The organism is uncultured Microbulbifer sp. (genome assembly GCF_947489355.1).
Classification (GTDB): Bacteria; Pseudomonadota; Gammaproteobacteria; order Pseudomonadales; family Cellvibrionaceae; genus Microbulbifer.
The window spans coordinates 12,404-28,033 of record NZ_CANLDD010000009.1 but is presented as its reverse complement, the minus strand read 5'-3'; the positions used below and the strand labels follow the sequence as shown (position 1 = coordinate 28,033).

The following is a 15,630-nucleotide window of genomic DNA, read 5'->3' as shown; positions in this document are numbered from 1 at the left end:
GGCTGAGAGGAGGATTTTATTGAAATGCAGCGCGCTGGTCCGGATGAATTGGGGAAATTAGCCATTTTCGCTGTACTGCCGGTCGCCAAAGAGAGCGCGATTGCGCAACTGCGGGAGCCGCTGAAATAATGCGCCGAAAACTGTCCCTGGAGCGCGGTTTGGTATGGCTTCGCAGTGACCTGCGTATGCACGATAACTCGGCGCTGTACCACGCCAGTCAGTGTTGTCAACAATTGGCCGCAGTCTTTATTGCCTGCCCCGCCAGTTGGAAAAATCACGATGAGGGCAATACACTGGTGACCTTTCGCATGGCCTGTCTGCACGAATTGCAGACCCGGTTGCAAACCCGCAATATTCCCCTGTATTTCCTCCATATTTCCACCTTCTCCCAGGTACCCAAAGCCCTGCAGCATGTTGCGCTGCGCCTGAAAATCGATGGTGTATTTGCCAATGCGGAGTATCCAATTGATGAACAGCGCCGGGACACTGCCGTGCGGGATATATTGTGCGAGCGTGGTATTCAAGTCGAGTACTATAGCGACCGCACCCTGCTGTCGCCGGGATCGGTTAGAACCGGCAATGGCGAACCCTATAAGGTGTTTACCCCCTTTAAGCGTACCCTTATTCAATTGTGCGCGGAAAGTGCGGTTAATCCTTTGCCGGTGCCGCGAAAAATGCCTGTGCCCGAAGGGGGCTCGCATTGGCCAAAATGGCTGGAAATGGGAGGGGGGGCCAGGCTGACCCAGAAAATACCCGGCCAGTTGCCGCACTATTCAATCGATAGCGCCGTGACGGGGGTGGTGAGGGGTTGGAGGGCTGGGGAGAAGGCGGCGCAGAAGCGTCTGAAGGTTTTTAGTGAGAGGATCACCAAATATCAGGCCGAGCGGGATTTCCCTGCATTCGACAGCACTTCTCGATTATCCCCCTATTTAAACAGCGGAGCCATTTCCATTCGCCAGTGCACCCATATGGCCCTCAGCTTAAATGATGGTTGTTGGCAGGGAGGCAGCGAGGGCATTGCCTGCTGGATCAGTGAGCTGATTTGGCGTGAGTTCTACACCCATCTGTTGGTGGACTTCCCTCGCCTGAGTATGGGACAGCCCTTTAAGGTGGAGACAGAGGGGGTTCCCTGGGTTTATAACCAAGATCTTTTTAACCGTTGGAGTCGCGGCGCAACCGGGGTCCCTATTGTGGATGCCGCCATGTGCCAATTAAATGAAAGTGCCTGGATGCACAATCGCCTGCGCATGATTGTGGCCTCATTCCTTAGCAAGAATATGCTGATCGACTGGCGTTGGGGCGAGCGCTATTTTATGCAGCACCTCATCGACGGCGATTTCGCCTCTAACAATGGCGGCTGGCAGTGGACGGCCTCCACAGGCACCGATGCCGCCCCCTATTTCCGCGTCTTCAATCCCTACAGCCAATCGCAGAGATTTGATCCAGACGGCACGTTTATCCGTCGGTATATCCCGGAGCTGGCCCCACTCAATGACAGGGAAATTCACAACCCACCTCCTGTTCCAGGTTATCCCCAGGTCATTTGTGATGTGGGGGCTGGGCGCAAGCGTGCGATTGCGGTTTTTGCCAGTCTAAAATAGGCATGGGGGTTTGGTTCCTCCAAACACTTGGGGGCTGGGAGATTAGATACTTGGCAGGGTGGGTGCTGGAAGGGCAGCCCACTTTCCAAAAAAATCCGCGTTTTATCCCCAAAAACAGATCCAGGCTAGTTGTTATACTGGCTCCGGGGCTGGACTGTCGGTCTCATCACCTGTCCAGCTCCCAAAGCTCCGGTATCCGGTTATGCCAGTAATGCTAACCTATTGAAAAAACCGTTCGAGCGCCATTAAACGTCAGTAGAATCAGTGGAATGTTGGATAAAAGGAAAACGAAAAAGCGCAATTCAATTTTATTGCCCAGTGCCTGGATCAGGCTGTGCAGAATTCTCAAGGCAACATAAGTCCATGCGGCAAGAATATTGATAGTAGCCGAATCACCAATAACAGCCAGAGAGAGCGCGATGGCATAAAATATCGTTGGCTGCTCCATCAAGTGATTGTAGTTATCCGCTTTCCAGCGGACCTTCGCCGGTAGTTTTGACATCTGATCGCCGGCTGGGGCATCGGGGTCCATCGGCATTTTCGCTGCTGCAATGGCTGGCAGGCGGGTCACATACATCCATGCCCACATTACCAGTGACCAGATAACCAGCGCAACAACGGGTTGAATCATTAGCATTTTGGTATCCATATCTGCTCCCAAGACTATCCAGAATTATTATTTCTTATTCAACAATACCACACCAGGGCGGGTATGAGGGAAGTGCATCGTTAAAGCAGGGAAGAGACATTTACCCGGTGATGACTGAATCCCCAGTATCAACACCACAGGCGCGCTCAACAGCAAGGTTTTATCTCTATCTGAGCTTGCCATAATAGGGCATCCCAATTGGAATGCTGGAACGATGATGCCAGAAGCCCTCTATTTCTATTGTATTCATGCCAGGCTGAGTGCCGAATCTGCACTATAGGCGTGTACACAGTTTGGGATGGAGATAGAGTATGCCACGCATTATTGTTTACGCGCCTCGCCTGTCCAGAGAGAGAAAAGTTGCCTGTATCGCGGTACTAATCCGGGCTTTTTAAGAAAGTACAGAGCTGGGTGCCAACCTGCTTACAATCCATATTGAAGCGCATCCCTACGATAACACTGGTGTAGGCGGGCAACTGTTAACCGATACCTGCCCTGAAATTTCGGAACGTGAAAAACAATTTTTGAATATCGGTGCTTAACCTCCCATAGGAAAAGGTATTTGGGGAGACAGGCGTCTACTCGCGAGATCAGTTGCACCGCTGCAATTGCAGGCAGGATACTGAATTCAAGGATCATTTGGCTATTGCAGAAGCGGTTGGCCATATCAGAAACTTAACGTTTATTGAACGCGGCTTTGGTTCTACGGGAAGCAGGGCGCCCGGTCAACGGGGATAGCCTCTTTGATCGCCGCTTCGGCCAATAGGCAGTTGGAGTTGAGTGTTGGAATTGATGAATTACTATTGTCGATAATTAATGGAATCTCTGTACAACCAAGAATAACGCTATCGCATCCCGCATCTTCCAGATCATTAATGATCTCCTGAAAGTATCGAACAGTTTCTGGCTTGAAAATTCCATAGACTAATTCGCACATAATCAGTTGGCCTATGTTTTCTATCGCTTTCTTCGGCGGGCGCTGCCAACTGAGCCCGGCAGTTGCTATCTTTGCCGGATACACATCGCTTTCTACCAGCCACTGGGTGCCCAGTATGCCGAGTTTTTTGTATCCGAGTGCCTGTGCTGCCGCAACCACACAATCGCTGATATGGAGCCAGGGCAGGGGGGATCTTTGTGCAACATAGTCGAAAGCCTGGTGGATTGTATTGTCCGGACAGGCGAGAAAGTCTGCCCCCTGTGCTTTGAGCTTGTTGGCAGAAGAGAGCATCAGGTCGCCAACCCCCCGCAGGTCATTTGCCTCAAGGCATTTCACATAACGGGCCAAAGAATGGGTGTGCATGGAGATCTCGGGGTGGGCATGTTCACCGAGATATTTTCTGCTCTCTGTACAGATAGTTTTATAGCAGAGAGCTGCGCCTTCGGCGGAGCAGCCAACAATGCCAATATGCTTTGTGTTCCGCTGATCTTTCACAGTCTATTTCTTTTGAAGGTGAAGGGTTTGGTTATTGTTGAGATGGCTGTGTTTTTCCGTCAGCTGCCTCAATTTTTCATGAATTTCTTTCAGTTGCTCAAGGTTTTGGGTGGATTTCTTTAGTTGCTCCAGGGATAACTGATACGCAGTATTCAATGCATCCCTCCTTGGAACCTTAATATCCGGCAATACCCCGACACCTTCCCAATTACCTTTAGTGATGGGATTTACTGCCTTTGCAATGGGGATCGAGATTTTAAACCCCATGTCGATGTTCAGGAATTGTATGGGGTGTGCTCCTCCTTTAGTGGTTTCGCCAACGATGGTGGCTCGCTTAAGATGTTTCAGGTAGTAGGCGAATGACTCGGCGGCAGAGAAGGTGTCTGCGCTGGTAAGAATATAAACGGGCGTATTTGGTTTTTTCTTGCCGTTGATCTGTTCGAGTGTCCAGAATTCCGTAGTGTCATCGGTAAATTTCCAGTAAATACTATTTAGATGGGTGGGTTTGTCAAACAGGTAGCTGCTGATCAACTGCCCCATATTGCCATCACCGCCGCCATTGTTTATGAGATCAAAGATAATGGCATCGGTATCTTCAATCAAAGTCATTGCGGCCTCGACACGTTTTTGGGATTTTTCGTTGACATGATCGAAACCCCAGAAATCGATATAGCCAATATTCCCCTCCAGGACTGAGACCCGCGTAAACCCTGAATTTTTTCTGCCGAGTTTGGTGAACCAGCCCTCAGGGCTGGGTCGGGCCTGAGAGGACTTAGGGTCATGCCATCGCACACCGAAATGCTTATCGTGCGGCTCCAGCACGGTTGTCAGTAGCTCTGCGATTGCTTGGGGCGTATTGGCTTCTCGCATCGCATCCGACTGGGAGGCCTGTTGTAAACTTTCTCTAATAGCGGGAATATTTTCAAGAAGCACGTAGCGGGAGGATATTTCCTTGTCGATGGCGCTGATCAGAATATTTTTCTGCTCAGCTGAAAAGGTTGCGGTGAAACCGAAAGTTGGGATAAGCAGTAACAGAGTGACAAGGTGTTGTTTCATAGCATCTTAAGCCTAATTTTTTATTGATCTGTAGATGATGTAGTTCCATCTTCAAATGGCGATTGTGCGGCTTCCCGTCACAGCATGGTTGGCTGAACTAACTTATTTAAGTGGGGTGCGCAGCCGCATAAAAAATGGTAGACAATTTTTTATGCACTTGGATATCAGGCGCAACCTGTGACATTTCGATGTCGATACAGGTGGGGTGTGGAGCGGGCCTGAACTTCAAAACCTGTATCGGGTTTGCCCTGAAAAACCTGCCTTGCCAGTCAGGGCTGTGACCGTGCTGGCTGAGCCGGGGGTTTTGTCTTCAAAAGTTATCCCTCGTTCCACACTACCCACTGCGGATCAGGTGTCAATCCCTGGCCGGAGACTGCCATAGGGCGAACGCCCACAGAATTTTCTGCGGTAATGGACCCGAAAACTCCTGGGTAATGCGAAATCTACGCTGATATAGAGCCAACGATTACCTCTGTGGCCGCTATCTTAGCGGCATAAATGGAAGAGAAGTAGTGGAAAACGTGACAGATTTTACTCCCCGATTCAGTCTGCAAAGCGAAGCCCTGGCTTGTGAAGACTCCAATGTCTGGGCCGTCAGTGATCGGGCCCACAGTTTGGCCAGGAAGGGGGAAGATGTCATCTTTCTCTGTGTGGGGGACCCCAATTTCGATACCCCCGAGCCCATTCTGGACTTTGCCCGTGCCCGCCTGGGCGTGGGACGCACGCACTATTCACCCGCCGCCGGTGAGCCCATGTTGCAACGCGCTATAGCGGATATTGAGAGCAGGGTGTCGCCACATCCCTGCAGTCCCGATGATGTGGTGGTGTTTCCCGGCGGGACTAACGCCATTTATGCTGTGCTCTCCTGCCTGCTCAACCCCGGTGAGGAGATAGTGATCCCCGAGCCGATGTATATCGGTTATGTGCCCATCTGCGACAATCTCAGGCTATCGGTGAAACGGGTGGCCTGCCCGGCAGAGAAGGACTTTGCCTTTGATGTGGAGGGGATCAAGGCGGCCATCAGCGAGCAAACCCGGGTGGTGATGATTAATACTCCGGTCAACCCCACCGGTGCCATGGCGACACCGGCGCAGCTGCGTGCGCTTGCGGCCTACTGTCGCAAGCGGGCTATCTGGCTGGTGTGCGATGAGATGTACTCCATGATCACCTTTGCTCGCCGGCACACTTCGCTACGCACGGCGGCGGAAGCGCTGGACAATATTGTCGTGATTGATGGCCTGTCCAAATCCCACGCCATGAGTGGTTGGCGTCTGGGTTGGGCCGTGGCGCGGGGGCCTTTGGTGGATCGACTGGCACAGTTTGCCGGTGCCACTATCTTTGGCTGCCCGCAGTTTATCCAGGAAGCGGCCGCGTTTGCCCTGGAGTTTGACAGTTACTTTGTCAAGCAGATGTGCGATGCCTACGAGCGGCGCCGCGACCTGATTGTGGCACGCATTGGCAGGATACCGGGCCTCGGCTGCTATAGCCCAGAGGCAGGTATGTTCGTGATGGTGGATGTGTCCGATGTGGCCGCCTCGGGGCAGGAGTTTGCCGAGGCCCTGCTGGATGCCGAACGGGTTTCCGTGCTGCCCGGCGCGCCATTCGGCCAGAGTGCAGTGAACCATGTGCGCCTGACGCTTGCCGCAGATGAGGTAGTGTTGACCCGTGCACTGGACCGCATTGAGCGTTTTGTTACCCACAGGTGCCGCCAGGTCGGCTGAGCGGACGACTGCTCATTTCCCCCGGCCACCCTTGCCGAGGCGAGAAGTTCTACCCGACCACGGGGATAGAGTGTTTCAGCCACCGGCGAATACCGCTATCCTTGCCTCCTTTCAGACTCAAAAGAAACCAACTTCGTGAAAATTGACCGGCATAATTTGCGTATTTTGCAAGCACTGCAAACTAACGCCCGTATTAGCAACCTGAATTTGAGTGAACAGATTGGATTGTCAGAGAGTGCCTGTCTGGCCCGGGTGAAGCGCCTGACCAGTGAGCGTTATATCCGCGCATTCCTTGCTGAGATAAACCTGGATAAGGTGCGCCATGCTGAATTTTATGTGAATGTGGCACTGAAACGCCAGGATGCGCGGACCAGTGAAAATTTCCGCCATATTATCAATGATATCCCTCAGATTGTTTCCTGTGTGAAAATGTCCGGGGAGTTTGACTATATGCTGCGATTTATATGTCCGGACGCAACGGACTTCAATTTAGTATCTGAACAACTGCTGGCCAATGAAGCAGCGGCCATATCCCGTATGACTTCGCATTTGGTGATTGAGAAAACCCAGCGGTTCACCGGATATCCCCTCGAACTGCTCTTCAAAGATTAAATGTTATTTCAGGTGCCGGCACAGAATCCGGTTTTTTGTATCAACCGGGGACACATGATCATCCGGTGAATATTAGGGCTTTTGGCGGCTGGAGCCTCATATATACTGTAGTCACACTCTAGTCGAGCCGTAGGACCTTTGGGGCCGATTGCAAGAAATGTTCGATTACTACGGTTGGAGGGGAATAAGCGTTGAAATACTTTGGAAGGATTTACCTGGCTTGCAATGCGTTGATTTTTGCGTTTGTGGGTCTGGGGGCATTACTTAACCCGCAAGCTTTCGCCGCTGTGATCGGGATCACATTCAATAACCCTGCTGCAATGCCTGGATTTCTCGCTACTTACGGCGGTTTTACACTGGCAATCGCTGTAGTTCTGCTGATTGCGCAGGCATTGCGGCGGTATCGCAGGGTGGCTTATGCGGCACTTTCGATCGCCTATATCGGCTTTGCGCTCGGCCGGTTGTACGCCATGCTGTTCGTCAGTGGATTTGACGAGCGCAACCTGCTGTTTTTCTTTTTGGAAGTGGTAATGGTGGCCTGGGGGCTTTTTTGCTACCGCGAATCTCGCTGGCTGCCTCTCCAGCACGGTCATTAGTTTACCCCCGGCAATCCTATAGAAGGCTATAAACTGTCCGCTATTGCCTTTGAGGTACCGCTGCAATTGCGTATGGCCGCCCCGATTCCAAAGGCTTGTGTCAGCCTATGGCCAGTGGCGGTCCCCGCCTGTAGGGATTAGCAATCAACTTTCGCTTATGAATGTTGCCCACAGCTAACGGGTTGCGTCCTGGTGCGTTTGGCCAGCTGCGGGCCGGATGGGTCAGGCCGGTATATTACCGCTAGGGCTTAAGTTAATATGGGTGCCGGATGCCTTCTCTTGCGCTGCGCCATACTGCTTCCCGTCTACCGCCCGGCGAAAAGCGAGTTTGTAGTCTTTGAATTCCGTACCCATCCAACGGTCCCACCAAGTAAAGTAGAAGCCGTAGTTGCCCTGGAAACGCTGGTGATGTAGGTCGTGGTGGGTGGTGGTGGTCATATTGTCCAATGGGCCGTCCACCCAGCTGCGCGGATGGAACTCGCAGCCCGTATGCAGCATGGCGTTGCGGAAAATCATGATAAACACGAAAGAGAGCCAAATAGTCGGGTGTAAGGGAATCATGAGGACGATCAGTGGGGAGAAGAGTCCATTTAGTGCGGCCTCACCCACGGAAAAGCTGTAGGCCGTCCAGGGCGTGGGGGTTCGGGACAGGTGGTGCAGGCGGTGGAAGTGCTTGAACACTTTTGGGTGGTGCATTCCCCGGTGAGTCCAGTAAAAGTACGCATCGTGCAAAAGGATTAGCACCGGCAGGCTGGCGATATTCCACCACATGGGGTAGTCGCTCCATTGCCAATATAATTTTGTCAGCCCCATCTCTTCAAGCAGGCTGACAATGGTGCCGATTACGGTAAAAACACACACGGTCAGCATGGAGAAGCTGACCTCGCGGCGTATATCCTTCCACCCCGCACGGTGCTTTTGAATACGGCGCCGGTGCATCCAGGTGCGAAACAACCAGCCTGCGCAGATACTCATGACAGAGGCTGCCAGCACATAGCGAAACAGGGTCAATTGAAAGTGTTTGGCTCCGTATTGGGCCAGGTCCATTAGAAAATCCATACACTCACCATCAATTTTGTATTGGGAATGGAGACGTCGTATCCCTGCTATATAACCCGGCAAACGGATCGGTTTGTCATGACCATTGTTAATGGTTGCCCTTAAAATACTGGCGAAACGTGTACCAAATTGCCTGAATCTCAAAGGCGCCCGCCGCCCTGTGATTGACGGTGGCACCATTCCGTACAGCACTGTCGCACAAACCTGTTTGGTTGCCGTGACAGCATATCGGGATACCGTGTACCACCCTTATCAGGGTGCTACTTGCAGTGGTGCTCCCAGTCTGGAGAGATTTCCATGGCGCGGCTTGCGGAAAGTGAAAAACTTCTAACGGATTTCGAACCCGCACCGATTCAGGTAGGTAACTTTTGCCGGCGGTACTCAGTTGGGGTCAGGTTGTGACGGCGCTTGAAGGCGGCGTTGAAAGGGCTCAATGAACGGTAACCAATATCCAGGGCGATGGTGAGTACCGGCAGGTGGGCTTGCTCGGGATTGGCCAGGCGTGCGCTGGCCTCATCGATACGGAACTGGTTCAGATATTCGTTGAAATTGCGATAACCCAGATGGCGGTTGATCAGGATGCGCAATAGATGCTCGCGGGTATCCAGTTGCTCAGCCAATTCACGGATAGTGAGCCCTGTCTGGCGATAGCCCCCGTTATGCATATGTGCCCGCAGCTTTCTCATTTGCGCCAGCTGTTGTTCATCCGGAGAGGGCACTTGAGTTGGAGCGGGAGCCGCCTCTTCGACGGGGGCGGCCGACGGGGGCAGGGACTCCCCCAAAGCACTGGGTGACAGTGCCAGCAACCATAGGCAGGCGGCGAGGGAGAGCAGGCTGGCGAGTAGCGCATGCAGGGTTGGCACTCCGTTGGGTACGGGGCGGTAGGTAAACAGGGATTCGGCGCCGATCACAATCAACATGTAGACACCCACTGCAATCAACAAAATGGCGCGCAGCCGCCGGCGTTCCTCTACCAAGTCCGAGTGGAATTGCCCCAGCAGCGTCAGCATGCCGGCGCCAACCAGGCCCATGCTGAGTAGCTGGGATAGGTTAAAGAGCAAGGCCTGGATCCCCGAAGCCAGGGAAACTGGCGCGTACCTTACAAAAATACTCGATGCAATAGAGAGGCCGATAGGTATCCAGCCCCAGCGCGGGAAGGGCTCTTCCTCCCGGCAAAGCAGGTGGGTAAAGAGCCAGAATGCTGCGGGCACAAGGATAACCGGCAGGTTGACCAGGAACGCGCCTGTCAAAGGCATTGGCGGCAGTGTCGGCCACAGCAAATAGCAGATGACGCCAACCAGCACCAGTATCAGCCAGCGTCCGGCGGCCAGTCGGTGGTGATTCAAAGACACTTTTGCCGCTGCCAGCACTAGCAGTGCACAGGCGCCGCCGGAGAAAAATAAATAACCGGCGGTCATGGCTTATCTCCAGCGTGTTGCCCAGGCATCCAGAACCTTGCGGCTATAGGTATGGCGACCGTAGCTGCCATTGTAATAGGCAAGGGCGTTAGCGAGGTTGCCTTTGGCCTTTTCGATATAGTGCTTGAGGATGGTGCAGCCATAGCGCAGGTTGGTATCCATATTGATCAGGTTGTCATCCGGGCGCCCGATTTCCTTTTTCCAGAAAGGCATGACCTGCATCATGCCCCGGGCACCGACACGGGAGACTGCGTAGGGATCGAAGGCACTCTCTACCTGGATTACGGCGAGTACGATCTCCGGGCGCAGGCCGGCCCGGGTGGCTTCCCGGTGCACTGCCTTTAACACCTGCATACGCTCTTTCGGGTCTTTGATATAGCGGGAAAGTGGTTGGGATTTTGACATCAGCCACACTTCGGCATCGAAGCGATCCACAAAGCTGCCCGCCTGGGTGATGGCTTCCTGTAACGCGAGGCGCAACTCAGGGTCGACCTCCACAGTGGGACTTTGGGATTCGGCACTGCTCCAGGCCAGGCAGAGCAGCAGAGCAGCAGTAGCTTTTCTCATCATGCCAGGGATTTTACGAAAAGCCTGAGAAAATGGGCAGTCCCTATTTTGACGGGTGGTATCACCCACTTTGGCTACCGCTTCCCCGGTAAGCGGGACCTCCGGCCCAAACTTCGGCGGACCGGAATACGGGGTGTCAGTAGTCAATTTTCTCCAGCAGCACGGCCTCCAACTGAGAGAGGGCAAATTCTTGGGCCTCAATATCGGCGCGGCCCTTGTACTCTGCCACGCCCTTTTCCAGGCCGCGATCGCCAATAACAATGCGGTGGGGAATACCCAGCAGCTCAATATCCGCCAACATGGCGCCGAGGCGCGCCTTGGGCTCGTCCATCAGCAGCACATCAATGCCTCTACTGCGCAGGGATTCGTACAGGTGTTCGCACTTGTCCCGGACCGCGTCGCTCTTGTGCATATTGATGGGCACAATTGCCAGTTGGAAGGGGGCAATGGCGTCGGGCCAGAGAATACCGGCACTGTCGTGGTTCTGCTCGATGGCTGCGGCCACAATACGGGACACACCGATGCCGTAGCAACCCATGGTCATCCGCTGCTCTTTGCCGTTCTCATTGAGGATGGTGGCGTTCATGGCGCGGCTGTACTTGTCGCCCAACTGGAAAATGTGGCCCACTTCGATACCGCGCTTGACTTCCAGGGTGCCCAGGCCATCCGGGCTGGGATCACCGGTGACGATATTGCGCAAATCCTCGACGCGGCCGAGTTTCACATCGCGGCCCCAATTTACGCCGGTGTAGTGATAGTCGTCGCGATTGGCACCACAGATAAAGTCCGCCAGATGGGCAGCGGACCTGTCCACAATGGTTTCAATCTGCATACCCACCGGGCCCAGTGAGCCGACAGTACAGCGCAATTCTTCAGCGATACGCGGCTCGGGGGCAAACTGCAACGGGCTGGCGACACCGGTCAGTTTTTCCGCCTTGAGTGTATTCAGGTCGTGATCACCGCGCAGTATCAAGGCAATGAGCGGTGCGCTTTCGCCCTGTTCACATTCACCCAGAACGATCAGTGTTTTCACGGAGTGTGCCGGGTCTGCCGTGAGAAAGTCACTTACCGCAGCGATGGATTTTTGACCCGGGGTATACGCCTCCCGCATCTCCCGACTGGGTTCGGGCCGGGCCCCGGCAGGCGCGACGGCTTCCGCCAGCTCCACATTGGCGGCGTAGCGGGAATCCGTGGAGAAGGCGATATCGTCCTCACCGCTCTGCGCCAGGACGTGGAACTCGTGGGAGCTTGAGCCACCGATAGCGCCGGTATCCGCCAGCACCGGGCGATAGTCCAGGCCAATGCGCTCAAAAATACGGCAGTAGGCGTTGTACATAACATCGTAGGTCTCCTGCAGGGAATCCGCGCTGGCGTGGAAGGAGTAGGCATCCTTCATGGTGAATTCACGCGCGCGCATCACGCCGAAGCGGGGACGAATCTCGTCGCGGAATTTGGTCTGCACCTGATAGAAATTGGCCGGTAGCTGCTTGTAACTGTTGATTTCGTTGCGGATCAGGTCTGTGATCACCTCCTCGTGGGTTGGCCCCAGACAGAATGCATTGCCGTGGCGGTCGCGGATGCGCAGCAGCTCGGGGCCGTACTGCTGCCAGCGCCCGGACTCTTCCCACAACTCGGCCGGCTGTACCACCGGCATCAGCACCTCGAGCGCGCCGGCGCGCTCCATTTCCTCGCGGACGATGCGCTCGACCTTGCGCAACACGCGCAGTCCCGTGGGCAACCAGGTGTAGAGGCCCGACGCCAAGCGGCGGATCATGCCCGCGCGCAGCATCAGTTGATGGCTGATGACTACGGCATCGTTGGGTGTTTCTTTTTGGGATGCAGTGAGATAACGGGATGCGCGCATAAGGATTAACTGGGGTGTATTAGCTGTAAACCGGGTATTTTACGCTATTTACCGCACAATAAATATTCCTGCGGCGGCTTTGCGGTATGGGGCGTTGCCAGCGATAGAACGCGGCGGTTGTTGCCGGTGGCACGGGCAAGTCCGCCTGGTGATATCCCGGCAAAAAAAACCCCGCGTATGCGGGGTTTTCAGCTCTGGGGCCGGCGGAGGATCAGGTCTCGGCCATTTCCTTCAGTTTTTTCAGCGGGCGGACTTTCACCTGAATGCTCGCCGGCTTGGCCTTGAACATGGTCTCTTCGCCAGTGAAGGGATTGATGCCTTTGCGGGCCTTTTTAGCTGGTTTCTTCACCGTGGTGATTTTCAGCAGACCCGGCAGGGCAAATTCGCCAACAGCGCGCTTCTTGATGTGGCCTTCGATGATATCACCTAATTCATCCAGAACGGACTGGACCTGTTTGCGAGACAGTTCGGTATTTTCAGCAATCTGGTTCAGAACCTGGGTCTTGGTGTACTTCTCCTTGATAGCCTTTACTTTCTTGGCCGGTGGTGCGGCTTTCTTAGCCGGAGCCTTTTTGGCAGCGGCTTTTTTGGGAGCAGCTTTCCTGGTAGCCATGGCTGGTTTCCTTCTTTGTTGTTCGGTGTAAGTCCGGTAAGTGTGTTTCTACTCCCGCTGCACTGCGTCCAAAAACGGTGGTCTCAGCGGGTGCTAACGGGAAGTATATATAGTTTTTGCAAGATCGTACGAGGAAATACTGGAAAAATAGTGCTTTTCTGTGTTTTTTAACCTTTGAACCGGTCCCTGGGAGCCTCTTGGCTGGCCGATAGGGCGGAGCCGCTTCTTCCCTCTGTAGGGCTCATGTATACTCTCTTCCCTTTTTCAAGCACCGGGTACTGAGTAATGCCGATCTATGAATACCAGTGCAATGCCTGCGGCCACGAGATGGAGGCCCTGCAGCGCATGAGCGATGACCCGCTCAAGGATTGTCCAGTTTGCAGTAAGGCCGAGTTGAGCAAGAAAATTTCAGCAGTCGGATTTCGCCTAAAGGGAGGTGGTTGGTACGAGACGGACTTCAAGACGGGCAAGAAGAAAAACCTGGCCGGCGATGCGGCCAACAGCGGTAAGGCCAAGGGCGACAAAGCCGCGAAAGCGGCTGGAAAGACGGCCTAGGCCCGCGATGTGTACGCTCAGTTAACCATTTCACCATCGATAACGGGAATTTTTATCCATGCGCAGCGACTACTGTGGCGTTCTTCGTTCCGCGGACATTGATCGTATAGTAACCCTTTGTGGCTGGGTCGATCGCCGCCGCGACCACGGCGGTGTGATTTTCATTGATCTGCGTGATCGGGAGGGCATCGTTCAGGTGGTATTCGACCCGGATGCTGCCGAGTATTTTGAGTTGGCTGATCGCGTGCGTGGCGAGTATGTGCTGAAGGTCACAGGCCGGGTGCGCGCCCGCGCTGCGGAGGCCTTGAACCCCAATATGGATACCGGTGAGGTGGAGGTCTACGGGACCGAGCTGGAGATCCTCAACAGTGCCGAAACCGTCCCCTTCCAACTGGACGAGCACACCGAAGTGGGAGAGGACGTTCGTCTCAAATACCGCTACCTGGATTTGCGCCGCAACGAGATGCAACACAATCTGCGCTTTCGTTCCAGGCTTACCACAGCGATTCGCAACTACCTGGATGCGCACGAATTTCTGGATATCGAGACCCCGATCCTCACACGCGCCACGCCGGAGGGCGCGCGCGATTATCTGGTACCGAGCCGCACCCACGAAGGCAAGTTCTTCGCCCTGCCGCAGTCCCCACAGCTGTTCAAGCAGCTGTTGATGGTGTCGGGTTTTGATCGCTACTACCAGATTGCCAAGTGTTTTCGCGATGAGGACCTGCGTGCCGATCGCCAGCCGGAGTTCACCCAGGTCGATATCGAAACCTCTTTTCTGGGGGAAGAGGAGATCATGTCCATCACCGAGGACATGGTGCGGGCGCTGTTTAAGGCGTTGAAGGGTGTGGAACTGGGAGCCTTCCCCCGTATCACCCACTACCAGGCCATGCTGCGCTATGGTTCCGACAAGCCGGATCTGCGTATTCCCCTGGAGATGGTGGAAATCAAAGACCTGATGACCGAAGTGGATTTCAAGGTGTTCTCAGGACCCGCCAGCGACCCCAAAGGGCGAGTGGCCGCAATCAGGGTGCCCGGTGGTTGCGACAAGCTGACCCGCAAGCAACTGGACGATTACGGCAAGTTTGTCGGTATCTATGGCGCCAAGGGGCTCGCCTATATCAAAGTCAACGCGCGCGCCGACCTGGAAAATGGCCTGCAGTCGCCGATCGTCAAATTCCTACCTATAGAAACCCGCGCCGCCATTCTCGACCGTCTGCAAGCGGAAGACGGCGATATCATCTTCTTCGGTGCGGACAAGGCCAGGATTGTATCGGAAGCCCTTGGCGCACTGCGCTGCAAGCTGGGCCAGGACCTGAACCTCTTTACCAGCGAGTGGGCACCCCTGTGGGTGGTGGCTTTCCCGATGTTCGAGGAAAATGACGACGGTAGCCTCACCGCGCTGCATCACCCCTTCACCGCACCTTCCTGCACCCCCGAAGCGCTGGAACAGAACCCGTTGGGCGCACTCTCCCGCGCCTATGATATGGTGCTAAATGGCACCGAACTGGGTGGTGGTTCCTTGCGTATTCACGATCAGGTGATGCAGCAGGCGGTATTTCGTATCCTCGGTATAGATGAAGAGGCGCAGCGCGAGAAGTTCGGCTTCCTGCTCGATGCCCTCAAGTACGGCGCGCCACCCCATGGCGGTCTCGCTTTTGGCCTGGATCGCCTGGTGATGCTGATGACCGGCAGCGATTCCATTCGCGATGTGATCGCATTCCCGAAAACCCAGAGTGCCGCCTGTGTCATGACGGATGCCCCGGGTTCGGTTGACGCCAGGCAGTTGCGCGAGCTGAATATCCGCCTGCGCCAGAAGGAAGAGATTATCCGCTGATTTTCCCCGGTGGGCTCAGCGAAGTGAGCCCATCAAGCTCATGCTGTGGG

14 protein-coding genes are annotated in these 15,630 nt (G+C 54.5%); 6 read left to right on the top strand and 8 right to left on the bottom strand.

The window, feature by feature from the left end:
• The first annotated feature begins 128 nt into the window (after positions 1-128).
• Positions 129-1,601 (top strand): FAD-binding domain-containing protein, encoded by a 1,473-nt coding sequence (locus Q1A48_RS06150; RefSeq protein WP_299942486.1) that lies wholly within the window; start codon positions 129-131, stop codon positions 1,599-1,601.
• A 214-nt stretch (positions 1,602-1,815) separates the two neighbouring features.
• On the opposite strand, the gene Q1A48_RS06145 is transcribed toward Q1A48_RS06150, so the two are convergent.
• From Q1A48_RS06145 to Q1A48_RS06135, 3 genes are all read right to left on the bottom strand, one after another.
• Positions 1,816-2,250, bottom strand: a complete 435-nt coding sequence (locus Q1A48_RS06145) for an MAPEG family protein (protein WP_299942485.1) — start codon at positions 2,248-2,250, stop codon at positions 1,816-1,818.
• 703 nt (positions 2,251-2,953) lie between these two features.
• Positions 2,954-3,682, bottom strand: a complete 729-nt coding sequence (locus tag Q1A48_RS06140) for an amino acid racemase (protein WP_299942484.1) — start codon at positions 3,680-3,682, stop codon at positions 2,954-2,956.
• 3 nt (positions 3,683-3,685) lie between these two features.
• The gene (locus tag Q1A48_RS06135; protein ID WP_299942483.1) at positions 3,686-4,738 is read right to left on the bottom strand and encodes a S41 family peptidase; all 1,053 of its coding nucleotides are present in this window, start codon (positions 4,736-4,738) and stop codon (positions 3,686-3,688) included.
• 512 nt (positions 4,739-5,250) lie between these two features.
• Here Q1A48_RS06135 and Q1A48_RS06130 point away from each other — a divergent pair.
• The 3 genes from Q1A48_RS06130 to Q1A48_RS06120 all read left to right on the top strand — a co-directional run bounded on the left by Q1A48_RS06130 (position 5,251) and on the right by Q1A48_RS06120 (position 7,667).
• The gene (locus tag Q1A48_RS06130; protein ID WP_299942482.1) at positions 5,251-6,459 is read left to right on the top strand and encodes an aminotransferase class I/II-fold pyridoxal phosphate-dependent enzyme; all 1,209 of its coding nucleotides are present in this window, start codon (positions 5,251-5,253) and stop codon (positions 6,457-6,459) included.
• 135 nt (positions 6,460-6,594) lie between these two features.
• Positions 6,595-7,071, top strand: coding sequence for an Lrp/AsnC family transcriptional regulator (locus Q1A48_RS06125; RefSeq protein WP_299942481.1), 477 nt, complete (start codon positions 6,595-6,597; stop codon positions 7,069-7,071).
• A 191-nt stretch (positions 7,072-7,262) separates the two neighbouring features.
• Entirely contained in the window at positions 7,263-7,667 is a 405-nt protein-coding gene (locus tag Q1A48_RS06120) for a DUF4345 family protein (RefSeq protein ID WP_299942480.1), read from the top strand.
• A 222-nt stretch (positions 7,668-7,889) separates the two neighbouring features.
• On the opposite strand, the gene Q1A48_RS06115 is transcribed toward Q1A48_RS06120, so the two are convergent.
• The 5 genes from Q1A48_RS06115 to Q1A48_RS06095 all read right to left on the bottom strand — a co-directional run bounded on the left by Q1A48_RS06115 (position 7,890) and on the right by Q1A48_RS06095 (position 13,188).
• A complete protein-coding gene (locus tag Q1A48_RS06115; RefSeq protein ID WP_299942479.1) occupies positions 7,890-8,726 on the bottom strand; it encodes a sterol desaturase family protein in 837 nt (278 codons plus the stop codon).
• A gap of 353 nt (positions 8,727-9,079) precedes the next feature.
• Positions 9,080-10,144, bottom strand: coding sequence for a helix-turn-helix transcriptional regulator (locus tag Q1A48_RS06110; protein ID WP_299942478.1), 1,065 nt, complete (start codon positions 10,142-10,144; stop codon positions 9,080-9,082).
• A gap of 3 nt (positions 10,145-10,147) precedes the next feature.
• Positions 10,148-10,714, bottom strand: coding sequence for a transglycosylase SLT domain-containing protein (locus Q1A48_RS06105; protein WP_299942477.1), 567 nt, complete (start codon positions 10,712-10,714; stop codon positions 10,148-10,150).
• 133 nt (positions 10,715-10,847) lie between these two features.
• A complete protein-coding gene (locus Q1A48_RS06100; protein WP_299942476.1) occupies positions 10,848-12,575 on the bottom strand; it encodes a proline--tRNA ligase in 1,728 nt (575 codons plus the stop codon).
• Between the two features lie 211 nt (positions 12,576-12,786).
• Positions 12,787-13,188: an HU family DNA-binding protein gene (locus tag Q1A48_RS06095; RefSeq protein ID WP_299942475.1), complete on the bottom strand. Its 402-nt coding sequence runs from the start codon at positions 13,186-13,188 to the stop codon at positions 12,787-12,789.
• A gap of 285 nt (positions 13,189-13,473) precedes the next feature.
• Between Q1A48_RS06095 and Q1A48_RS06090 the strand changes: the two genes are divergently transcribed.
• Positions 13,474-13,743 carry a zinc ribbon domain-containing protein gene (locus tag Q1A48_RS06090; RefSeq protein WP_299942474.1) on the top strand — a complete coding sequence of 90 codons (270 nt, stop codon included), beginning with the start codon at positions 13,474-13,476 and terminating at the stop codon, positions 13,741-13,743.
• Between the two features lie 58 nt (positions 13,744-13,801).
• Complete coding sequence (gene aspS / locus Q1A48_RS06085) at positions 13,802-15,580, top strand: aspartate--tRNA ligase (RefSeq protein WP_299942473.1); 1,779 nt, start codon at positions 13,802-13,804, stop codon at positions 15,578-15,580.
• Positions 15,581-15,630 lie beyond the last annotated feature (50 nt).